The sequence below is a fragment of the Arcanobacterium sp. (ex Cirak et al. 2026) genome, assembly GCF_053585065.1.
Genome location: NZ_JBQJCE010000001.1, coordinates 29,372 through 52,216 on the forward strand (window position 1 = coordinate 29,372; position 22,845 = coordinate 52,216).

14 protein-coding genes are annotated in these 22,845 nt (G+C 54.3%); 10 read left to right on the plus strand and 4 right to left on the minus strand.

Going from position 1 to position 22,845, the window contains the following annotated elements:
* Positions 1 to 24 precede the first annotated feature (24 nt).
* From ACTOVJ_RS00165 to ACTOVJ_RS00180, 4 genes are all read left to right on the plus strand, one after another.
* The gene (locus ACTOVJ_RS00165) at positions 25 to 441 is read left to right on the plus strand and encodes a phage holin family protein (protein WP_449504290.1); all 417 of its coding nucleotides are present in this window, start codon (positions 25 to 27) and stop codon (positions 439 to 441) included.
* Positions 442 to 453: 12 nt separating this feature from the next.
* A complete protein-coding gene (locus ACTOVJ_RS00170) occupies positions 454 to 1,122 on the plus strand; it encodes a DedA family protein (protein ID WP_449502028.1) in 669 nt (222 codons plus the stop codon).
* A 138-nt stretch (positions 1,123 to 1,260) separates the two neighbouring features.
* Positions 1,261 to 2,727: a hypothetical protein gene (locus tag ACTOVJ_RS00175; RefSeq protein ID WP_449504289.1), complete on the plus strand. Its 1,467-nt coding sequence runs from the start codon at positions 1,261 to 1,263 to the stop codon at positions 2,725 to 2,727.
* Between the two features lie 92 nt (positions 2,728 to 2,819).
* Positions 2,820 to 3,053, plus strand: a complete 234-nt coding sequence (locus tag ACTOVJ_RS00180; protein WP_449504288.1) for a heavy-metal-associated domain-containing protein — start codon at positions 2,820 to 2,822, stop codon at positions 3,051 to 3,053.
* A 349-nt stretch (positions 3,054 to 3,402) separates the two neighbouring features.
* Here ACTOVJ_RS00180 and ACTOVJ_RS00185 read toward each other — a convergent pair whose 3' ends face one another.
* Positions 3,403 to 3,678, minus strand: coding sequence for an ATP-binding protein (locus ACTOVJ_RS00185; RefSeq protein ID WP_449504602.1), 276 nt, complete (start codon positions 3,676 to 3,678; stop codon positions 3,403 to 3,405).
* A 207-nt stretch (positions 3,679 to 3,885) separates the two neighbouring features.
* Here ACTOVJ_RS00185 and ACTOVJ_RS00190 point away from each other — a divergent pair, with 207 nt between their 5' ends.
* From ACTOVJ_RS00190 to pgm, 4 genes are read left to right on the plus strand one after another with little or no spacing between them, the layout of a single operon-like run.
* A complete protein-coding gene (locus tag ACTOVJ_RS00190) occupies positions 3,886 to 6,189 on the plus strand; it encodes a heavy metal translocating P-type ATPase (RefSeq protein WP_449504287.1) in 2,304 nt (767 codons plus the stop codon).
* A gap of 39 nt (positions 6,190 to 6,228) precedes the next feature.
* Complete coding sequence (locus ACTOVJ_RS00195; protein ID WP_449504286.1) at positions 6,229 to 8,844, plus strand: lysylphosphatidylglycerol synthase transmembrane domain-containing protein; 2,616 nt, start codon at positions 6,229 to 6,231, stop codon at positions 8,842 to 8,844.
* Positions 8,844 to 10,256 carry a DUF2079 domain-containing protein gene (locus ACTOVJ_RS00200; protein ID WP_449504583.1) on the plus strand — a complete coding sequence of 471 codons (1,413 nt, stop codon included), beginning with the start codon at positions 8,844 to 8,846 and terminating at the stop codon, positions 10,254 to 10,256. Before ACTOVJ_RS00195 ends, ACTOVJ_RS00200 begins: the two co-directional genes overlap by 1 nt.
* A 46-nt stretch (positions 10,257 to 10,302) precedes the next feature.
* Positions 10,303 to 11,979 (plus strand): phosphoglucomutase (alpha-D-glucose-1,6-bisphosphate-dependent), encoded by a 1,677-nt coding sequence (gene pgm / locus ACTOVJ_RS00205; protein ID WP_449504284.1) that lies wholly within the window; start codon positions 10,303 to 10,305, stop codon positions 11,977 to 11,979.
* 72 nt (positions 11,980 to 12,051) lie between these two features.
* Here pgm and ACTOVJ_RS00210 read toward each other — a convergent pair whose 3' ends face one another.
* Together ACTOVJ_RS00210 and ACTOVJ_RS00215 are read right to left on the minus strand one after the other, a co-directional pair.
* Complete coding sequence (locus ACTOVJ_RS00210) at positions 12,052 to 17,451, minus strand: S8 family serine peptidase (RefSeq protein ID WP_449504584.1); 5,400 nt, start codon at positions 17,449 to 17,451, stop codon at positions 12,052 to 12,054.
* Positions 17,452 to 17,708: 257 nt separating this feature from the next.
* Positions 17,709 to 19,562 (minus strand): acyltransferase family protein, encoded by a 1,854-nt coding sequence (locus ACTOVJ_RS00215; RefSeq protein ID WP_449502036.1) that lies wholly within the window; start codon positions 19,560 to 19,562, stop codon positions 17,709 to 17,711.
* 327 nt (positions 19,563 to 19,889) lie between these two features.
* Between ACTOVJ_RS00215 and gndA the strand changes: the two genes are divergently transcribed.
* Together gndA and ACTOVJ_RS00225 are read left to right on the plus strand one after the other, a co-directional pair.
* On the plus strand, positions 19,890 to 21,344 hold the full coding sequence (gene gndA / locus ACTOVJ_RS00220; RefSeq protein WP_449504282.1) for an NADP-dependent phosphogluconate dehydrogenase: 1,455 nt from the start codon (positions 19,890 to 19,892) through the stop codon (positions 21,342 to 21,344).
* Between the two features lie 257 nt (positions 21,345 to 21,601).
* A complete protein-coding gene (locus tag ACTOVJ_RS00225) occupies positions 21,602 to 21,904 on the plus strand; it encodes a hypothetical protein (protein ID WP_449502038.1) in 303 nt (100 codons plus the stop codon).
* Between the two features lie 7 nt (positions 21,905 to 21,911).
* Here the strand turns inward: ACTOVJ_RS00225 and ACTOVJ_RS00230 are convergent, their stop codons facing one another.
* Positions 21,912 to 22,811, minus strand: coding sequence for an NAD(P)-dependent oxidoreductase (locus ACTOVJ_RS00230; protein ID WP_449504281.1), 900 nt, complete (start codon positions 22,809 to 22,811; stop codon positions 21,912 to 21,914).
* Between the last annotated feature and the right edge of the window lie 34 nt (positions 22,812 to 22,845).

The following is a 22,845-nucleotide window of genomic DNA, read 5'->3' on the forward strand; positions in this document are numbered from 1 at the left end:
CGTCGTCTACCCTAGACTGGCCACATGAAGTTTTCCATCACGATTATTTTTAACGCGATCGCTTTATGGGTAGCTACGGCTCTCCTGGCTGGTATTTCACTCGACGGTTCCGTGAAAGCCGACTCGGTACTGTCCGGACTCGGCCCCACTGGTTCACGTATTGTGTACTTTGTGCTCGCGGGTCTTGTGCTTGCCTGTGTCAATGCTCTTATTCGTCCGCTGGTGATATTACTGTCTCTACCGTTCTACGTCCTCACACTCGGCTTGTTCTTCGTGGTCGTCAATGCTCTGATGCTCAAACTCACTGCCTGGATTACCACATCATTCGACCTGCACCTGGTGGTTGCCAATTTCGGCTGGGCATTGCTCGGCGGCATCGTCGTCGGCGCGGTGAACTGGGGACTTCGCGCAATTTTTGCCGAAGTTGAGGCTCTGAACTAAGGAAGACAGAGAATGATCTCCACACTATTCGTCTACCAAAGCGATGTCCCAGCAGCAGACTCCCTCTCCGGCGTCGCCGCGTGGGCAGTGTCCGTTATGGACGCTCTGGGTGGTCCAGGCATCGCTTTCATTATTGCTATCGAGAATCTTTTCCCGCCTCTCCCCTCAGAGGTCTTTCTTCCATTGGCCGGGTTTACGGCACGACAGGGCAACGCGTTCTCGTTGACCGGTGCCATCATCTGGGCAACAATCGGTTCCGTCCTCGGAGCTATCGCTTTATATTGGATCGCTCGATGGTTTGGCCGTGAGCGCACACGTTTCTTCATGTCCAAGATCCCCTTCATGAAGATGAGCGACGTGGATAAAACTGAAGCGTTTTTCACCAAGTACTCCGGACTTACGGTATTTTTTGGCCGCTGCCTACCAATATTCCGTTCACTTATCTCTCTGCCAGCGGGCGTCGTGAAGGAGCCCTTCGCAAAGTTCGTCCTGCTCACAGGAGCAGGCTCAGCGATTTGGAATACGGCACTGATCTACGCCGGCTATACGCTCGGCGCCAACTGGAACAAGGTTGAAGCGGTCGTCTCACAGTTCTCCACAGTGATTACCGTGATTGTGATTCTTGCGATTGTGTCCTGGTTCATTTTCCGTATCTGGAAACGCACTCCACGAGACAACTAATCGTTCCACGACGGCGGGGTAGGTGACACACTCGCTCCCGTCGTCATCTCACTAGCAACGCAACTCGAAAACCGACAAAATTACCCGAAAATCTGGCCCAGCCGGTAGTCTGGGGGCAGTCTTTTCCAAGGAGGATGTGTGTTCACCTATCTGCTTCCCGTCTCTGATTCTCAGGCGGATTCTTATCTCAACGAAGGTTATGAACTGTGCGGCGGCTATGCGGTTGACGCCAATGAGGGTCACAAAGTTTCTACGCCAGCTGATCTCATCGATCTGTGCTCAGTACGTTTCCCTGGCACTCCTTTCGCTGACGACAAAGCAATTCACTATCTTGAGATCCCGTCGGATCCATTTGTCCAGACCCGCGTCGCCGCTGGCCCGCTCACCGATGGAGCTTTCCAAGGCGGAGTCATCGATCACGCACCTTTCGATGGCTCAGGCGTGGCAAAGGCAAACGGCGTCGAAACTCCGCTGTTGCTTGTTGATCCCACTCGAATCCCGATCGGCTCCAAGCTTTATCGCCTCGACGTCGACGGCCAGCGCACACTGCTCGGTGTGTATCACGGAATCGCATGGGGCTGGGAGAATGTAGAAATCGGGAGTTTTAAGGCCGGTGTCCCATCCCAGTTCATTGGCGCGGTTGTCACACGCGAGTGGGGTTCCGTCCCCGCCGACGTCGAAGTCAGCGAAGCTGGCGAGCCGGTGTCAGTCACTCTCGTTTCGCCGTCGAAGCCAGACGCTGAAGATGGCTTCGAAGAGTTGGAGAGCGGGATGTGGGCGAAACGTATCGCCTACGAAGATGACCTCGATGTTCACACCGATCTCATTATGGGTAAACTTTCGGGTATCCCGGTGCGTGCGATTCGCGGAATTATCACTCCAGAAGGCGGCTTCGCATTCCAGGTCGTTTCCCTGCTCACCGATGCTCCCTACTGTGAAGGCGCCTCTTTCCAGCGCGTCACCACCGGTTGGTTTGCCGCCGTCGCGCAGATCGAGGCAATCGAAAACCAGATGCGTCAGCAGGCTCGGCCCGCAGGTTGGGATATGAGGGATCGTCCGGCGGTGACCGTGAGCGAAGAGAACGGAGTCGATATCGACAACGAGGAGTGGCTCTTGCAGTCGGCTACTGCTCTTATCGTGGCAACTGCTCCTCCCACGTGGAAGGAAGAGTGGGTGCGTGCCCAACTCGTGGGAAGCTCCACGATTTGGGACGGCATGGCACTTCTCGATGAGGATCGCGGAGCACGTCTGCGCGTTGTCCCGACGGCGGCGTTGCTGTATATGCGCCGTTTGAAGGAAGTGTATGCCGCAGCTGGCAAGCCAGCTTTCTTGCAGATCGTGATTCAGGTGGCAAATGACGGCAATGCGAACCTCAGTCTCAATTCTGCTTCCGAGCCAGAGTTCGCAGCTCAGGTGGATCCGCGGGAATGGATTTTCGAACTCGCGGCGTTCACTCATACGGACGAGGTTCTTGAGTGGATGCTGCCATTGGCAGGCGGACAAAAGCTCGAGGAGCTCGAACTGCCATCTGTCACACCAGAGCAGTTACGAACCGATGATCTGGCTGGGGGAATTGCTCGCGCTGTCGACGCGAGTGAGAAGTAATTTTCAGCCGCCATCGTGTGAGCGTTGCGCACGATCGTACGTCGCTCGCATTGGTATGCGACAGAGTTATGGATGCGAAGAAAGGAACCACAATGGCTACTGAAACTGTGAAGCTGGGTGTCGCTGGAATGACCTGCGGACACTGCGTCATGTCGGTGACTGAAGAGTTGACGGAACTCGATTCTGTCTCGAATGTCAGCGTCGAACTCGTCAGCGGCGGCGTCTCAAACGTCGACGTTTTCTTGAACGACGGTGCCACCGTCGACAAGGACGCGCTCAAGAGCGCAATCGATGAGGCTGGCTTCGAGCTGGTCTCGATTGACTGATTTCCTGAATCGGAGACTCTCCAAAGATCGGCAGATCCCCGAACGAGGTTTCACCGTATGATGAACCTCATTTCCAAGAATAGTTGGGGCAGCGGGCAACCGTTGTCCCAACTATCTATTCGCGGTACTACGTGTACGTTTGGTTGACAGTAAAGAAGATTAACATCTGCGAGACACGTGAGACCATAAATTTGAGGTGGTCTGGGTTCTCTTCCGTCTGAGTAGATGGAACCACCCGGATCAAAAGTGAAAGAGAAAGAACTGAAAGCTCTGCCCGCTTTCTTCAACACTTCGTTCCACTTAGAGCGAGGTGAAATCTCTAGCAGCCCTCGGCGCAGACGAGAGAGATTTAACGGCGGAACGATGCTTCATCCTGCTTCGAGGCTTCCATTTCAACTGTCACCCATTCGGCGCTTTCGGCGCGTTCGGCGCGTTCTCGGAAGCTGTTAAGCAAAACCGTCTTTCCGACTCCACGCAAGCCGGTGATAATCATTGAGCACGCCGGACGTCCTTTCATACTTCGATCCAACAGAATCTCAAAGTTATCTAGTTCATCTTCGCGACCTGCTAGGACAGGAGGCTTAGCTCCGACGTTAGGAGTATAGCGATCATCGATCCTCTTCAGAGAGTACGTTTATCAACTTTAGGGATTTATCGAGATCTTATCTAAAAAAGATAAAACGAAAATAAATTCCTAAAATTCATAATATTTGCCAAAAAGCGACCCAAAAAGGTCACCACACATCTGGCAAATTTCTGCCTAGCAGAGGCACACTTTCGGGAAGAATGCAGACGTGCTACGCGTTGGCAATAGCGCACGGAAAGGAATGTGATGAGCGAGCAGAAAATTGTTGCCGAAATTGACCTTGCAGTTACCGGGATGACCTGTGCGTCCTGTGTCAATCGAGTTGAACGCAAGCTGAAGAAAGTTGAGGGCGTCGACGCCGTCGTCAACCTCGCCACTGAGCGTGCACACATCACCCTCTCTGCCGAGGCTGCCGGTCTCACCGACGCCGAACTGGTCGGCATCGTTGAAAAAGCAGGTTACGGAGCAAGTGCCCTGCGTCGTGTCGACGTTGCTCACGATGGATCGCGCAGTGCTGTTGATACGGGGGTTGACGCCGAAGCTGTAGAAAATGCCGCTACTGCTGCTGCCCGTGCACGCGTTGCAGATCTGTGGCGCCGTTTCATTGCCGCACTCATTTTCTCTGTCCCGATCGTCGCCATTTCAATGATTGGCGCACTTCAGTTCCCTGCCTGGCAATACGTCGTCGGCGTTCTGGCAGTGATCGTTGCTTTCTGGTGCGGGCTTCCATTCCATCGCGCAGCATGGCGCGCAGGTAGGTACGGTTCGACCACAATGGATACTTTAGTATCATTGGGTGTCATCGCCTCGATGGGGTGGTCAATCTGGGCAATCATTGGTGGTGGAGCCGGGGCATTGGATTATCGAATGTCCATGAGCGGAGTCCACGGTCTCAACCACGCTGCTTCACATGTCTACTTCGAGACTGCAGCTATGATCGTCACATTCCTTCTGTTGGGGCGCTGGCTCGAAGCAAAATCTCGACGCAGTGCCGGTGACGCTCTGCGATCGCTCCTCGAACTCGGCCCGAAGAACGCCTACATCATCGAGCGCGCAGACGGAACAAAAGTCGGCCAGCTCGTCCCCGCCCAATCGGTGAGCGTTGGTGATCATGTGCGCCTCCGTCCGGGAGAAACCGTCCCTGTGGATGGTGACGTTATCGCCGGAGAATCGGCCATCGATGCCTCTTCGGTCACAGGCGAATCCACACCCGTTGAAGTCACGGTCGGAAGTCATGTCAACGCAGGAACCATCAACACCTTAGGGTCTGTCGATATCCGTGCGACGGGTGTTGGCGAAGACACGATGCTGGCTCAGATGGGTCGGCTCCTGACCCAGGCCCAGACAGGAAAAGCCCCCGTCCAACGTCTCGCGGATCGAATTTCAGCCGTCTTCGTCCCTGCAGTCATTTCACTGGCTCTTGGAGTTTTCGTGATCCGCATGATCCTTGATAGCGGTGCTGTTGAAACTGCACTCACCTACGCAATCACAATTCTCGTGGTGGCATGTCCGTGTGCATTAGGTTTGGCGACACCCACGGCTTTACTTGTGGGCTCAGGAAGACTATCTCGATCTGGCATTCTCATTTCTGGCCCTGAGGTTCTCGAACGCTCCCATGGGATCACCGCAATCGTGATGGATAAAACAGGCACTGTTACTACGGGAACAATGTCATTTGCGTCGGCGCATCCGGCTGACGGTGTTTCCGAATCATCACTACTCACACAAGTTTCATCTTTGGAAGCCTATTCAGAACACCCCATTGCAAAGGCGGTCACTCGTCATGCCCACACGTTGGGTCTGAGTACACTCGACGTCACCAATTTCCAAGCCTTTCCAGGCAAAGGAGTATCCGGGATCATTGATGGTCAGAGCGTTCATGCCGGAACTTTCGCGTGGCTGAAAGACGAAGGCATTGAGATTCCCGCATTACAGGAATCTCACATGCAGAAAAGCGAACCTGGCTCGACAATCATCGCTGTTTCCTGCGCCGGTGATTTTCTTGGCACAGTCACCGTTCATGATGCTCTCCGATCGGGGGCAACTGCCACGATCAACAACCTCCACCAACGCGGAATCAGTGTTCATTTAGCCACGGGCGATCATCGCTCCACCGCTGAGCATGTGGCTCGTATGACAGGTATCGACAAAGTTCATTCCGAAGTCTTACCTGCTCAAAAGGTAGAAATCGTCAAAAATCTCATTGCTTCAGGCCACCGTGTGGCCATGGTTGGCGATGGCGTCAATGACGCTGCTGCACTTGCTTGCGCTGACCTTTCGATTGCGATGGGGAGCGGAACAGACGTCGCTAAAGCGGCTGCAGATATGACGATCGTGAATTCTGACCTTTCTTCGCTCGTCACTGCGCTGGATGTTTCCTCACGAACTCTGCGCATCATCAAACAGAATCTGGCTTGGGCTTTTGGCTACAACCTCGTTGCTATCCCGCTCGCGTCATTTGGAATCATTGCCCCCGGACTCGCAGCCGCAGCGATGGCGTCCTCCTCCGTTATCGTAGTGCTGAATTCTTTGCGCCTGCGCGCCTCCTGACGTGTACGACCACCATCGGTGACAGGTAAAGTGGGGCACATGAGTGAACCCCCACCCACGTCGAGCACTTCGTTACCCAACGAAGTGCTCCTCATCGATACTAAACACAACTGGACACGTCGCCCAGCTGATCTTTTCGCAGCATTTCAGGTATTTCTCCTCACAGCATTTACTGCCGTCCTGGCAATTTATGCCCAGTCAACAACGAACGCTGTCACAACTGATGTTCGTGACGTGACATCGAGTATCCTCGGGCGATTCCTGTTCATTCCTATCAATGTGGCCGAGGGGCTTATCTCATTCATTATTCCGCTCATTTTGCTGGTTGATCTCATGTGGAAACGCCGGTGGCGCACCCTGTGTCAATTCACTTTCAGTGCAGTTCTCTCGATTTTCCTGACCAATGCCACCCGATGGGCGACCGTCACTTTAGCTCCACAATCGACTCTTCCTACTCCACATGGCCCCAAAGACGCCAATGCTTTGCTGGCCTTTATTCCCTTTGTTTCCGTGATCGCAGCGATGCTGATCGTGGCTGGCTCCACCCGCGACTCAAAAATTGTTCGAGGAAGCTGGTGGACAATGGGAGTTGTCACCGTTTTGAGCGTGATCCAAGGAGAACAATCTCTCTCAGGTGCGGTCTTTACTGTGTTAACAGGAATCATGAGTGGTTTCCTCGCCCGCTACATCATCGGTTCGCGTCCACTCCAGGCCGATGGGACATCGTTGCTGCGCACCGTACGCCAATCAGGTATCGACGTCTCGCAGCTGATTCGCATCGACGAAGGACTCATCGGACAGTTGTGTGCCTGGGATGTTCCTGTTTCCGGCCCACTTGAGGTGACGAATCGTGAGGCTCTGGCACAGCTCAAAGCAATTTGGGCTGCCTCAAATCTTTCTGACACCCAGAAATCACAGCTCACCGACATCGATACGGTTGGTCCTGCCTGCGCATCCACCACACACCCTGACCCGTTGTATTCACACATGAGAAATACCTACTCAATTCCGCATTCTGACGGTGTGAGCAGAAATTATCTTGCGATCGACACCCAGGGTGAAGCGTTCCATATCGCTGCGATCGATTACGAACGCGCAACGATGTCGCATATCGAGAGCCTTCTTGCACGTTTACGATTCAAGACACCTGTGAAGTGGGATCCTGAATCCTATGAGTCAGGCGTTGAACATGCCGTTGTGCTCTCTACTCGTGCTCATCAGCTCGGAGCAACCGATTGCGCAATGGTCGGTCTCAACCAACGTTCTGACACCACGATCATGGTTTTCAAAGCTGACCCCGATCCTCTTTTGTCCTATATTCCCCAGATGACCGATGCCCAGATCGATTCACTCTGGGCCAGTATCCATGCGATGCATCGCACGGGTGCTTCCCACGGACAAATCCACGCCGACGTCGTCAAAGTTCGTTCCGACAGGCTCGATCTCACGTCGTGGTACCACGGCAGTCTCTTTGCTGCGGAAGCCTGGCGTCATATTGATCTCGCCCAAGCCACCGCGATGCTCGCAGCAACAGTCGGGATCGAACGGACTGTTGCTTCGCTCACGCGGTGTATGCCTCTCGATCAAATCGTCTCGCTCACCCCATTCCTCCAGCTCACCGTCATGCCAGATGAGACACGTGAAGTCCTCGCGAATAGCAAAGTTCTCGAAGAACTACGCACTGCGTTGATGAAAAAAGTCCCCGAAGCCCGTGAGGCTCCGTCGCTTGAACTCAAACGTTTCGGCATCAAGACCGTCCTCACTGTCACTGTCGGCGTGATTGCCCTCTACGTGCTCTTCACGTCAATGCGTTTCGACGACGTCGCGACCGCCATACGCACAGCAAGCCCTTGGTGGATGGTCGCCTCATTCGCGGCGGGTCTGCTCACTTATCTCGGTGCCGCACTTTCTCTCAAGGCTTACACACAAGAACGAGTCCCCTATCACGAATCAGTACTGGTTCAGGTTGCGGCATCAGTTGTCACACTCGTTGCTCCGGCTGGTGTGGGGCCGGCAGCTTTAAACTTGCGTTTCCTCCAAAAGAAAGGCGTGCGCACAGCCGGCGCTGTTGCAGCTGTGGCGGTGGTCCAAGTCGGGCAATTCGTTGCGACACTGGCACTTTTGATCCTCCTGTCACTCATTACCGGCGATCTTGGAAATCTCTCCCTGCCGTCGGCTACCGTGCAGATAGCTTTTATCTTGTGCCTAGTCATCGGATTGAGCCTATTTTTCATCACGCCGATACGCCGCTGGGCGGTTGCAAAAATCCGACCTACAATCGAACAAGTCTGGCCGCGTTTACTGTGGCTGATTACCCACCCGCGTCGAATCGTCTTAGGCTTCGCAGGCGCCCTGATCATGACCGCAGCCTTCGTAGCATGCTTCGGTTTTGCACTCAGATCTTTCGGCTATTCCTTACCGCTCATTACGCTGGCGATTGCCTACCTGATTTCGAACTCAGTCGGATCTGTTGTCCCTTCCCCCGGTGGCGTCGGCCCTGTTGAAGCTGCGCTCACTGGTGGCTTAGTTCTCGCTGGGATCCCCGCCTCGATCGCATTCTCCACTGCGGTTTTGTATCGGCTGTTCACATTCTGGGGGCGTGTTCCCCTCGGTTGGATCGCTTTACGAGTAGCGACGAAGAAGGGTCTGATCTAGTGTCAACTCGACAGCGCCGACGTCGGCTTCCCCGTTGGATACCCGCGATGTTCCGGAAGGATTTCCCACTCCTTCTCTCGCTTGCAGTTTTTCTCAGTCTGAGTGTCATCAGCGTGTGGCAGTGGCGCAACTTCATCTCTCCTTCCTGGGATCTCGGTATTTTCACGCAACTGATGGAGCAGTATTCGCATTTTTCCGAGCCGATCGTGGATATCAAAGCTCCCGGCTTTAATCTCTGGGGAGATCATTTCCATCCCATTTTGTTGATTCTGACGCCTTTCTATTGGCTCGCGCCTTCAGGGCTAACTTTGTTGATCGCTCAGAATTTTTTGTTCGCACTTTCGGTTATTCCTATTGCATGGTACGTTCCGAGGTTGATTCGCTACGCTGGCTACCCCAGATGGATAGGGCACGCACTTCCTGTGTCTTACGCATTGAGCTGGGGAATATGGAATGCCGCATGGAGCCAATTCCACGAGATCGCTTTCGCAGTTCCACTACTCGCTTTCGGACTGGTGGCATATCTGCGCGGTCGGCTTGTGCAAGCAGCGATTCTTATCGGTGGTCTTGTCTTTGTCAAAGAAGATCTCCCCTTAACTGTCATTGCCTTCGCAGTTCTCGCAGGTCTACGGTGCTGGCTGAGCTCGCGCATGGCCAAAGAGTTAAAGCTCTGGTCTGTCCTGGGGGTCTGGGGCGCGGTGTGGTTTGTCCTCGAAATCGTCTTTTTTCTTCCTGCTTTCAATACGCACGGCCAGTGGGATTACGCCGCGAAGGTCAGCCGACCATTTCTTGAGATCGCCACTGGATTCTTTGTTCCCGGAATAAAGCTGGTAACGCTTGTCCTTCTCGTTACCTTTGGCGCAGTGGTCTGTCTGCGTTCACCCCTTATCATCCTGACTTTACCCACGCTCCTGTGGCGCTTTGCCGGCGACACTGTGACATATTGGGGGTGGCAGTGGCACTATTCAGCTACGTTAATGCCGATTGTCATCCTCGCAGCCGCCGACGGCGTTGCAAAATTGCGGTTGTCCTCTTTGCCAACCGCTTCCCGACGTCGGTGGATCAGCGTCGGCATCGTCGTCTCTCTTGCGGCTACCACGTTCGTCACGTGGACAGGAGCGCCAACCTTGATCGCAACGCGATCCTATATCCGAGTTCCAAAGGATTCGACTGCCGCCATCGCCGCTATCCCACCTGGAGCAAGGATCGCGAGCGACACTCGCCATATGGCTTATCTCGTTCCTGGAAACACGGTGTACTTCGATCAGACCATCGGGGATGTAGTCCCTGACTACTGGATTGTCTCCGATAAGTCGCCCGATGTCGTTCGTTCCGAAGCTCAAAAGCGCTGGCCAGGAACTGCGTGGGACGTCAGGAGTTTTTCGAGTGTCACACTCGCAATTCGTCAGTAGGCCTTGCGTCGCTGGACGACTGCTTGAAGTGTGCCAAAATGGAGGCATGAATGAACGAGCAGGATTGCCAGCAACGCCAGAAGATTTAATTGACGTTGACGCCCTTATTTCGGCGTATTACAACATCGAACCGGATCCGAACAACGCCGCTCAACAGGTTGTTTTCGGAACATCCGGGCACCGAGGCTCCGCATTTGATGGTGCTTTCAACGAAGCACATATCGTCGCAACCACCCAGGCTATTGTTGAGTACCGGCGTCTCCAAGGAACGGACGGCCCACTCTATATCGGCCGTGACACCCACGCGCTCTCCGAACCTGCAGAACGTACCGCTCTGGAAGTGCTCGCCGCAAACGACGTCGAAGTTCGCGTCGACGCACGTGGATCGTGGACTCCCACTCCAGCAGTTTCACTCGCGATCCTCACTGCAAACGGCGCAGACACCGTCGACGGCGTGCGTACCCACGGTCCAGGGCTTGCCGACGGCATCGTCGTCACCCCGTCGCACAACCCGCCGCGTGATGGAGGATTCAAATACAATCCGCCTCACGGTGGCCCGGCAGGCACGGAGGCAACAAAGTGGATCGCTACACGCGCAAATGAGATTCTGCGCGAAGGATGGCGCACTGTTGCCCGTCTTCCCTACGAGCAAGCCATGGCAGCACAAACCACGCGCGGCCATGACTACCTTTCGGCATACGTCGATGACCTCGCATCGATAATCAATTTCGACGCAATCCGCTCAGCCGGCGTCCGTATCGGAGCTGATCCGATGGGTGGTGCCTCTGCAGAATACTGGGGTGCAATCGGCGAACGCTACGGTATCGATTTGACAGTTGTGAACCCGCAAGTCGATCCACGCTGGAGCTTCATGACTTTGGACTGGGACGGCAAGATCCGAATGGATTGTTCGAGTCCCTACGCCATGGCATCACTTGTCGCGCGAATGAAGACTGCCGGTGTGGCAGCGCCGTTCGACATTGCCACAGGAAACGACGCCGATTCCGACCGCCATGGCATCGTCACTGCCGACGCTGGCCTGATGAACCCGAACCACTACTTGGCAGTTGCGATCAACTATCTCTTTACTCATCGTGAGCAGTGGCCTGCGAACGCAGGCATTGGAAAGACTCTTGTGTCTTCCTCGCTGATTAACCGTGTGGTGAACGGGATGGGTCAGCGTGTCATTGAAGTCCCTGTAGGCTTCAAGTGGTTCGTCCCTGGACTGATCTCGGGAGAGATCGGTTTTGGCGGCGAAGAATCTGCAGGTGCATCTTTCTTGCGTCAAAATGGTGGGGTGTGGACCACTGACAAGGATGGTCTGATCATGGATCTGCTTGCCAGCGAAATCATGGCAGTGACAGGAAAGAGCCCATCGGCTCTCCACCGCGAATTGGTCAATACTTACGGAGCAAGTGAATACGCTCGTATCGATGCTCCGGCGTCGAAGGAGCAGAAAGCTATGCTTGCCGCACTCGCTCCACATGACGTCAGCGCAACCACTCTCGCTGGTGAACCCATCCTGGACAAGCTCACCGAAGCACCGGGCAACGGTGCCGCGATTGGTGGGCTCAAGGTCGTAACAGAAAATGCGTGGTTCGCTGCACGCCCCTCAGGAACCGAGGACGTGTACAAGATTTACGCTGAATCCTTTAAGGGATCCGAGCATCTTGCCAAGGTTCAGGAAGAGGCAAAAGCTGTGGTTGATGCAGCCCTGAAGTAGCACAATGCCTGTATTAAGGGGCCGGTGGGAGTAGTTCCCACCGGCCCCTTGATTGATCACTGAGTGCTGAATTTACTGACGTTCCTTACGAAGGGTCGCAAATACTCCTGCACCCATCAACGCAATCGCCAGGACTCCAAGACCCGCTGCTGAGACACCCGTGTATGCAAGGGATGCCTTCGACGTCGGGGTTGGGGTTGGGGTTGAGGCGACTGTGTGTTTGGCCGAGGAATGGTTACCCAGTGAGAGCACCATGTCCTTTGTTTTCACCTTGCCCTTGTGGAAGTCCACAGACGTTCCTGTATGCTTGTGAACCTTGTCCTTTCCAGTCAGACCGGCATCTGCACCAGTCTTACCGGAAGTTCCATCAGTCTTACCGGAAGTTCCACCAGTCTTACCGGAAGTTCCATCAGTCTTACCGGAAGTTCCATCAGTGCCCGTGCCGGTTGAACCAGTCGAGCCAGCATCACCTGATGTGTTATCGATGGCTACGTCGCCCGAGCCATCAATCACGAGCCCAGAGGATTCTCCGTCGGGGATCAATGCCTTGAGGGTGACGTTAACCGTCACGGTGCGCGTCACTTCAAAGCCATCGGCTTGGGTGGCAACCAACACCACTGTGTTCTTTCCTTCATGAAGGATCGTGCCCTTGGCAACGGAGAGCTTCGCATCGGAATCGTCCGTGACAGTGTAGTGCGAAAGCACCTGGTCAGGGTCACCCAACTGCGTGGCTTCCAAGGTGAGGTTAATTTCATCGTCACCCGAGATCACTGGCAGGGCGTCGACGGTGAAGGTCACAGCTGCCGTCGTGACGTTGCCCGCGTAATCGACACCCGTTGCTGTCAAGGTGTACTGACCAGCCTTAAGATCCTTGGTCACAAATGGGATGTCACGCTTGGTTGTCTCAACCTTTGCCTGAGTGCCCTTCGTGTCCGTCGCAGATGCCGTGTCACCTGGCGTTGTCTCCTGTGCATCGGCGTTCGCTTCACCGTCGTCAGGCTCGGCATCGTGGTCTGCTGTTTCGCGTTTGAGAACATCCTGCACGCTCACTGGCGTCGCTGTCAGCGTGTTATCGATCTTCTTGTCAAATGTGTAACCATCTGGGCCTACAACGTTGACTGCGACAGATGCGAGATGATCATCAGTTGCAGTCGTGGTGACAGTCGAGCCGTCACGGATGACATCGCCTTCCGTTGCCGAAACTGCAACGTCAGGTGCGATCTTGTCCACCACCACTGGGATCATTCCGGTGAGCTCATTCCCCAGGCCGTCCACAAACTTCAGCAAGATAGTGTCCCCATCTTTGACTGCGACTGCCTGAGCAAAGTGGCGTTCGTTCGATTCGGGCCCATGTCCGGTGAAGTTGAACAGTTCCTCAACCACAGAGTCGTTGATCTTGAAGGTGTAGCCCCAGCCGTCGTCGGACGCGGTGCCCTTGAAGACCACTTCATCCTTGTTGGTGAAAAGTGTGCCGGAGATGAGAGTCGGATCCTCAAATGTGATTGTCGGAGCTTTGACGTCCACAAGAAGGCTCATTGCGCCGGACATGCGCACAGTTCCTGATGGATCAGTGATCGAGTACGCGAAATCATTGAAGCCAGTAGTGATACCGGTGAACGGGATAGCAATCAGGCCGTCTTGACGAGGCTGAACAACGATCGGGTCACCACCGACGTACTTACCATTCTCGACACGCGCTTCAGGAGTAACGGTCATCGAACCCATGGGGGTATTGACCTTGCCCACCAGAGTGAATTTTCCGTCCTTAACCTGATCCGGTCCAAGAGGAACGACGCAGGAGGCGAGAGTCGGCGCACATTGAGCGTTGAGCCACTTCGGGCCGTCAAATTTCATTACTGGTTGCTCACGATCCGCGATCGGTACAGCCACTGTGGTGGTGTTGGCACCGTCTGATGCGACGAGGGTGACCGAGGAATCGGTATCCTTTGGCTTGACCGTGATCGAGAACGTTCCATCAGCTTCAACCTTGGCGTACTTGAAACCGGACTTGACCGTAAGCTTTGCATCAGGGTTGTTGTCAGAGACGTGTCCGGTCAGTACTGCTTCACCGCTATCGCGCAACGCAACCATGCCCTTGAGAGAGTTTGTCACAGCAAGTTTTGGAGCAACGGTGTCGTAGTACGGAGTGAGAGTCGCAGCGGCAACTTCCTTGCCGGATGCGTCATAACCCTTGATCTCTACAGTATTCTTACCTTCAGCGAGCTTGACCTCACCAGTGAACTGAGAATCGGCCAGTGCGGCGTCTTTCCCATTGATTGTCACCTTGGTGATATCCGGCGAAGCGACGCCAGCAACAGCCAGCTTTCCATCCTTGACGAGCTTCGACGTCGGCCCCAGCGGCTTGGTGTTGATCTGCGACTCATTGCCGACGACGAGAGTGGTTCCCGTGAGAACCTTCGTTGCGGAGCTTTCGTTTAGTCCTCGATCTTGGGTACCGAAGGACACGAACTTCGTGCCTTCAGGAACCGCCACGGTGTAATTGGTTCCCTTGACGCCAGGAGCGCCTGGACCATCATGCTTGATGGACGGGTAACGCAAAACAGTACCGTCGTCGGTCACTGCACTCAGGCCGTATGGAATTCCGGAGAGTTCTTCAACGATCGTGAGGTTGATGATGCTCGGTTCTCCAGGGTTTTTGCCCTTGACGACGTCACCGAAGACGATCTTCGGAGCCGTGTAATCCACGCCGAAGGGAAGATCGGTGACCTGCCAGTCGAACTTATCCGACAGACGTGAGGACACGCGGTAGATATAGCGGCCTTCTGGAACCTTGGTAAAGTCAGCTTTCTGCGGATCCCACATCAGACCATCGAACTCGTATGAGGAAGCAACGTACTGAACATTTGTGAAGTCCTTTGCGACCACGTCGCCCCAGGTTTCACGGCGAACGCCCTGCTCCTGGCCGAGTTTCTTCACAAGTTTGCCATCGGCGGTGTAAACCTCATACTTCACGTCAGACGCGTTACGCATCATCATCAGAGCAGGAGTCATCACGTCGAGGCGCTTATCGTCGTTCGGCGAGAGCCAGAGCTTTGCGTCCTCATCATTGAATTTTTGTGCCACGGAATCGATCGGGATGGTTTTGCCAAACAGAGTCGAAACCAGCTTGGTGTACGTGCCCACCGATTTGCCTGGCATGAGTTCCTGGCCAGGTTCCTTCACGATCTTCTCAGCGTTCCAGTCGCCCACAAATCCCAAGTATGGAACATGGAGATCAGGAGCCTTCGCCTTATCGGCTGACGCAAGCATTGCCCATCCCTCGATGAAGTGAGCACGTGAGGTGTCAGGATTCAAAGTGAATGTCACCGTGGCCTTGCTACCAGCCGGAACGCTAACTTCGTGCTTATTGGCAGTAAGAGTTTCGTTCGACTTGAGCGGAAGAGTGTTCTTGCCAGCTTCGTTCGTTTCATTCACAACGACCTGCTCAGGAACCGTGTAGGTCACGGCTTCCTTGCCCAGATTTTCGAGCGTGACGACGAAGGAGCGAGACTCATTGACTTGGCGCAGAGCAACGTTCGGTTTGCCGTCCACCGTGGCAAACACATTGGTGGAAATTGCGGCATCGACGTTTGCCAGCCCAGCGCCAACTTGGCGAGTGGGGTGCGGAACCCCTTTTTCATCTTTCGGGATTGACGCTGTGTTCTGGAGCGCAGTGGATACGCGCTCGATGAGCTGTGGTCCGGTAAGACCCGCGAATCGCTTAGCGTATGCCTGGTACATCAGGGCTGACAGCCCTGCAACATTCGGGGACGCCATCGAGGTCCCTGAATTGTTCGCGTAACTGCCGTCGTTGTGCAATGAGTAGACTGCGCCACCGATGCCAGCGATATTCGGCGTGAAATCAAGATTCGGGGTGGCACCCCAGCCGGTGAATTCCGATGGACGCAAGTTGGCGTATCCGAAATCTACGAGCTTTTGGTCATGGGTGAAGCGAACGGTCACTTTCTTGCCAGCCGTCATCGCGTCGGCAAGCTTCTTTCCGGATGAGTGGTAAAGGAAGACACCAAATTGCTGAAGTTTATCGACACCTGCCATTCCGAGGAATTTGTCGCCGCCGTCTTTGTGGTTGTAGACCACGATGCCGTCTGCACCATGCTCGAAGACATTCTTGTACTTTTCGGTGAACGAGATATCCTTACCACGCTGAACCAGAACGAACTTACCGGAGTAGTCCTTGCCTTTCACTTCGTCGGCAGAGCCGTAGCCGCCGTCGACAAGCTCGTGTTCCTTCCCATCAATCTTTCCAGAAGCGAGCTGGTAGAAAAAGTCTTCTTCGCCCTGGTTATCAGCCTTCGCAAATGCCAAGGGAAGGGATTGCTGTGTGTTGTCGATAGAGGCAACAGTCAGGCCGGGATTATTCGCACCTGGCGATCCGACGGTGCCGTCGTCGAGCTGGCCAATGAGATCCATGGTTGAGTTGTCAGGCGAGAAGTTCTGGCCCTCATTACCCGCTGCGATCACCGTCATGACGCCAGCTTCGTAAGCTTTCTTCAGTGCGCGCTCAACACCGTCGGATGGATTGGCCATGCCGTTAGGCGAACCGAGCGACATGTTAATGACGTTGGCGCCGAGCTTCACTGAGTCTTCGATAGCACGGATGATGTTGATATCCGCTGCACCAGCTTGGCCATTGTTGGAGAACACTTTCATTGCGAGGATCTGCGCATTTGGCGCAGCACCATCGATGCGGTTCTCCTTGGGGAAATCAGGAGATTCCGGCCCTTCCTTGCCGTTTGCTGCCACAATACCGGCCACATGTTGGCCGTGTTGAGATCCGCGATCGTAGACATCGAAGTTATTGTCGGCGTAGTTGTAGCCGAACGGAACCTTCGCTGTGAAACCGTGAGCGGTATCCGGTGCGAGTCGTCCCTTCACGTCGGAATCGAGGCGCAGATCGGGGTGTTTGACGTCGATACCCGAATCGATCACCGAAACGACGATGCCACGACCATCAACACCGTGGTTCTTCCATGCTTGAACAACGCCTTCCATCTGTCGGGCATTATTTTCTGCTGGGAAGTACAACCGTTGCTTTGCCACCGATGCAACTTCGGGTTCACGCTGAAGATTAGCAAGTTGGTTCGCAGGAAGCGTGGCTTGGAAACCGTTGACAAGGAAGCCCGCTTTTGCGCCAGCCTTGAGGTTATATTTCTTTTCCCACTTCTTAATGAGGGAGTTTTGCTTGTCAAGGTTGGACGATTCGACACGAGTGGAGGGACGCCCAGGCTGCTCCTTCAACATCACTGTGACGGTAATTCGGCTTGTGTCCTTGACGTTTTGTGGGGCTGCAAGTTGCTCGGGCAGGCTCTGGGCAGTTGCGCTCTTCGGGGGCGATGCGTCCGACGGCGACGTCGGTGCCCCTAGCTCCGACGGTTGGGCGGCAACCGCGGGTGCTCCAGAGGCGGCAACAGCGAGAGCGGCAACAAAGGCGAATAGCTTTGGCTTTCTCACGTTAACTCCTGACATTTCTGAGGAATTCTGCTGGGAATTGCGCAGAATTAACAGATATTGAACAAGAAGTATTCTCTCTGAGGAAAATTTATTCACATTGTGAGACGCGAATTGCCATATCAGAGCAGGGCATATATTGGTGGCCCTGAATAAAATTCAGGGCCACCAATATATGCATCTATCCTTCTCTGTGTCTTTTTCCCACGAAATAGCCAGTTATCCAGATGCTCACGTGTCTGTATATCAAACGGGAATTCTCAGAAGCTTGCCAATGCTCGCTTGACTTCAGCCGCATAAAGGGCGGCAGCTTTCGGGCCAGGGTGGATTTTGTCCCCCGCGAGCAGCTCAACATTTGCTTTTGCAATTGATGCCCAGTCAGCCACACGAACAGTGTCTGGATATTTCTTCGCCAATTGTGCGATCTGCTGATTTGCCTGAGGCACCCATGTCGCATAAGGAGGAGCAAATCCAGTGACAAACACATACTTATGTCCCTCACCCACAGCATCGAAAAGTTTGTCAATATAGCGCGTAGGCAAGTTACCATTTGTTGCTAAACCGATCACCACGTATTCTTTGAGCTTCCCTTGGCTCTGAAGCTGTGTTGCGACCGCTGGAGAGGCTTGTAGGGAGCGTGATACCTTCGCGTCAATGTAGATTCCTGGCAGTGCCTGTGCCAGAGCTCCGGCGGAGGCAAGCGAAACGGAATCACCAATGACCGTCACACGATCCCCCGTGATGGTTTTCTTCTTCTGCTCATCTTTCTGACCGCCGGCTGGATCAGATTTTCCATCGGACTGCTGATCAGACTTGCTCTGGGGAACATTCTTCTTCGGACGGCTGGACTCCGCCGCTTTCTGGCTTCGTTCAAGAGCTTCTTGACCGTGCTGAACCAGGAGCTGCGCCGAGGTGAGGTTCGAGGACATCACCGCACCGTAGACCGAAGTACCAATAAGAAGTGTGGCAGCAACTCCGTAGACGGTGGCGCGCATAGCAGATTGACGCAACCCACGAATCCAGCCCACGAATGTCTGTGTACGGATCGGATTTTCAACGTAAGAATAGGACACATGTGCCAAGACCACAGATGCGATCACGATGAGCACTGCTTCAAGAGCCACATTGAGATTGACTGCGTAGAAGAAAATGACCCACAGCGGCCAGTGCCATAGATAAATACCGTACGAACGCTGACCGAGCCACACCATCGATCGAGATTCGAGGAGTTGAGCCAGATACGGGCCGATTCCTTTGCGAACGTCCGGAAGCAAACCACGCACAATTACTGCAGACAGAACCGATGCAATGACCATTCCCCACGGGTACATCCATGCGCCGTCGGGAGCAAAAATCCCAAAGGCAATGAGTGCAATGAGCGCGGCGAACGCTGCACGCCCCCAATGTGGTGATGCCTCTGGCAAACGTTGAACCATGACGCCAGGAAGAGCAAGTGCAATTGCGGCACCGATCATGAGACCGAAGGAGTGTGAATCGGTCCCCACATAGGCACGAGTAACGTCGATTGTTGTCAGGTGTGCATGCCAAGCTACTGAACACGCAGCCAAGGCCACAGCAATTGCGACTCGCATTGCTTTCTTCTGAACCAAAGCAACGAGAAGAATGAGAATAATTGGCCACACAAAATAGAACTGAAGTTCAACAGCAAGTGACCACAAATTCGTCAAGAGCAGGGGGTTTGATGCATCAAAATAGGAGGAGCTATTGGCCACTTGAAACCAATTATAGGTACCGGTGAGAGCGCCACTTAGCTGCCACCTCAGCCCGGTTGTTGCATCACCGCCAACAAGTGCTGCAATCCCAGCTGCTCCTAACGCAGCAACGATCACGGCAGGGAAGAGCCGGCGAAAACGCCTCATCCAGAAACGCCCAAAACGAATACGACCCGTCGCTTGGCCCTCACGTAGAAGGAGCGAAGTGATGAGGAAGCCCGAGATCACAAAGAAGACGTCAACACCAACAAAACCAACGGGCACCGTATGAGGTAACAGGTGGTACAGAACCACGATGCCCGCAGCAATAGCGCGCAGACCATCGAGTCCAATAATGCGTGGGTGATCACCTTGCATCGGCTGCCCTTGAATTTGTGTCACAACATCTCCTCCAAATATCTATGTGTTTCAGGCTAGCACCGGGGTAGGACACTTTTTGGACGACACCTGCACGGTGCGTTCCGTATCACGTTACAGTTAGGCAACACTTAATTACGAATACGTAACACCCCCGATTTTCTACGGTTTTACAGTGATTTCAGGAAACACGCAGACGCCGCTCAGGGCTGAGCCCTACAGTCGGTTCACTCGTCACCCCACACTGCTTTCCACAGACCGAGCTAGTGTTCGCCACCGGACAAGTCCTCTCCGCGACCGTCCAAATATGCGTAAAATTGAGCCCGTCAAACTACTGTCCAAAGGAGAAAAATGGCTTTTGAGAAGGCGCCCGTGGGTGTGGCCGATATCGGCGTCACCGGTATGGCAGTGATGGGCTCAAACCTGGCGCGCAATCTGGCACGCAACGGTTACAAAGTGGCGATCCACAACCGTTCGAGCGAAAAAACAGAGAAGGTAATGGCCGCTCATGGCACCGATGGAGAGTTTTATCCCTCGGCTTCGATGGAAGATTTTGTTTCCTCGCTGTCAACCCCACGCGTTGCGATCATCATGGTCAAAGCTGGTGCTCCGACGGACGCTGTCATCAACCAGCTCGCTGATCTCATGGAGGAAGGCGACATCATCGTTGACGCTGGCAACGCTCTGTACACCGACACCCGACGCCGCGAAGCGGCACTGCGTGAACGCGGGTTGCATTTCGTGGGCATGGGAGTATCCGGCGGTGAAGAAGGCGCTCTCAATGGCCCCTCGATTATGCCGGGTGGCACGCCGGAATCGTACACACGCCTCGGCCCGATGCTCGAGAAGATCTCGGCACATGTTGATGGCATCCCATGTGCCACCTACGTTGGCGCTGACGGTGCAGGCCACTTCGTCAAGATGGTGCATAACGGCATTGAATACGCTGATATGCAGCTCATCGCAGAAGCCTATAACCTCATGAGTGTCGGCCTGGGAATGAGCGCCTCTGAGATCGGAGACGTTTTTTCCACATGGAACGAAGGCGAGCTCGAATCATACTTGATTGAGATCACCGCTGAAGTTCTCCACCACACTGATGCAGAAACCGGGCGCTCCTTCGTCGACATCATTGCTGACCGCGCTGCTCAGAAGGGTACCGGAGCATGGACCGTACAAAATGGCGCCGGCATGGGTGTCCCTGTCACGGGTATTGCTGAAGCAACGTTCGCTCGCGCTCTTTCCGGCTCCGTCCCTCAGCGTGCTGCAGCAGCTGAGGTGTTCCCATCGGATGTCACTCTTCCTGAGATTGCCGATAAAGAAGCTTTCATCGAAAGCATCCGCCTTGCCCTCTATGCCTCAAAAGTCGTGGCATACTCGCAAGGTTTCGAGCTCATTACCGCAGCGTCCGAAGAATTCAACTGGAACGTGGATCTCGGATCGATGGCTCGTATCTGGCGCGGCGGTTGTATCATCCGTGCTCAATTCCTCAACCGCATCACCGAGGCTTACGAGGCCGACCCTAGGCTACCGCTTCTTCTCGCCGCTCCGTTCTTCGCCGATGTCATCACGAAGGCGACGTCGGCGTGGCGTGAAGTGGTTGTTTTTGCAACCTCGGCAGGTCTCCCAGTGCCGGCGTTCTCTTCGTCGTTGTCCTACTACGACGGAATCCGCGCAAATCGCCTGCCTGCCAACCTGATCCAGGCACAGCGAGATTTCTTCGGCGCACACACCTACCAACGTGTGGATAAGGATGGAACATTCCACACGATGTGGAGCGAAGATCGCCGCGAGATTTCCGAATGAGGATTCACTCGTCACCACGTGAATATGCTCAGTGGCCGATCCAGATTCTCTGGACTCGGCCACTGAGTCCACGGTGATCATTTATCCCAACCTGAATGTATCCCTGCACTCATTGGCGTATCACTTGCCCTGGCATCATCGACACCACATCGTTGCTAGGCTGACACTCGCGAAAACAATATCGGGAGTTGGCGCAGTCAGTGAACGAAACGGACACTGACAGATATTCCCATCGTCAATGCTCTATTGGAGGAAAAATGACCACTGACCAGGATCGCGAAGCTGGGCAGCTCACTGCTCGCCTCAATTCATTTGGGCAGACCCAGGACTATATCGCTGTCGATACGCTTATCGAGTCTGGACAGTACACTGGACTCGAACTGATGATGTTAGCGAACGATGAAGATCGTGAATTCAACCGACGAATGTTCGGCTACCGGTTGCTCGGGGTAAAAAACATCCCCACTCAGGCCGCAGCAGATTTCGGATTGAGTGAGGATGAATTCGCCCAAATCCAGCGCCGTTTATCGCGCTGGGGTCAGGGATTACTCGGTTGTTAACTCCACGCTACTTCCCCAGGACAACGTTTTCGAATGGCTCACCCGCAAGCAGATGCTTCGCTTGCCGCTCGATCAGAGCCTCCATACGCGGATGCATCGCTCGAGTATTTCCTCCATTATGCGAAGTGATCAGCTGAGCAACGTCCCAAAGCGGCGAATCTTGTGGGAGCGGCTCAGGATCCACCACGTCGATGAGGAGCTTGAGCCGTCCGCCCTCGGCAATCAGATCGTCCGTGACGGCAAGCGCACCTCGACCAGCATTGAGGAAGGTAGCTCCATCCTTCATTTTCGCCAAAAATTCCTTGTTCACCAGGCCTTTTGTCGTCTCGGTTGCAGGAATAACAATGATAACCACATCTTGGTGTGGAAGGAGATCATCGATCTGCTCAAGCGAGTAGACGTGCCCGAAGTCTTCATCACGTTCACGAGATGCCACCAAGGTCAAATCCACTGAAAACGGCTCAAGGCGTTTGATGATTTCCTTGCCAACTCCGCCCACACCGATGAGCATGACCTTCTTATCTGCCAGACCTTCATCGTAGAAAATATTCCACTTGTGTTCTTTGTTATCGGCTACCATCTGCGGAATATTACGCAGCCCTGCAAGGAGCATCGTGAGAACCATTTCAGATGTAGCAGTCTCATGCACTGTTGCCGCATTGGCAACCTGGAGGCCTTCAGGCACATCGGGGTTAACGGAGTCGTAGCCAATCGAACCGATCTGAAGAAGTCTCGCACCCGCTGCAGCCACACGCTCAGGGCCGTCTTTGGGAACCCAATGCCCCGTCACGACGATGTCGAGCGGGCCAGGAGCTTCACCGTTGAGATCCCAGCGGACGACGTTCACGCCAGGAATATCGATATTCACATCCCAAAATGGGTCAATTGCAACATTCACTTCGTTCATGCGCTCATGCTATCGCGCATCCGTGCGCACCGGC

Excerpts from the sequence above, each read along its gene's own strand:
- ACTOVJ_RS00190 (WP_449504287.1), top strand. The coding sequence starts at position 3,886 with ATGAGCGAGCAGAAAATTGTTGCCGAAATTGACCTTGCAGTTACCGGG.
- ACTOVJ_RS00230 (WP_449504281.1), bottom strand. The coding sequence starts at position 22,811 with ATGAACGAAGTGAATGTTGCAATTGACCCATTTTGGGATGTGAATATC.
- pgm (WP_449504284.1), top strand. The coding sequence starts at position 10,303 with ATGAATGAACGAGCAGGATTGCCAGCAACGCCAGAAGATTTAATTGAC.
- ACTOVJ_RS00195 (WP_449504286.1), top strand. The coding sequence starts at position 6,229 with ATGAGTGAACCCCCACCCACGTCGAGCACTTCGTTACCCAACGAAGTG.
- ACTOVJ_RS00165 (WP_449504290.1), top strand. The coding sequence starts at position 25 with ATGAAGTTTTCCATCACGATTATTTTTAACGCGATCGCTTTATGGGTA.
- ACTOVJ_RS00170 (WP_449502028.1), top strand. The coding sequence starts at position 454 with ATGATCTCCACACTATTCGTCTACCAAAGCGATGTCCCAGCAGCAGAC.
- ACTOVJ_RS00180 (WP_449504288.1), top strand. The coding sequence starts at position 2,820 with ATGGCTACTGAAACTGTGAAGCTGGGTGTCGCTGGAATGACCTGCGGA.
- ACTOVJ_RS00225 (WP_449502038.1), top strand. The coding sequence starts at position 21,602 with ATGACCACTGACCAGGATCGCGAAGCTGGGCAGCTCACTGCTCGCCTC.
- gndA (WP_449504282.1), top strand. The coding sequence starts at position 19,890 with ATGGCTTTTGAGAAGGCGCCCGTGGGTGTGGCCGATATCGGCGTCACC.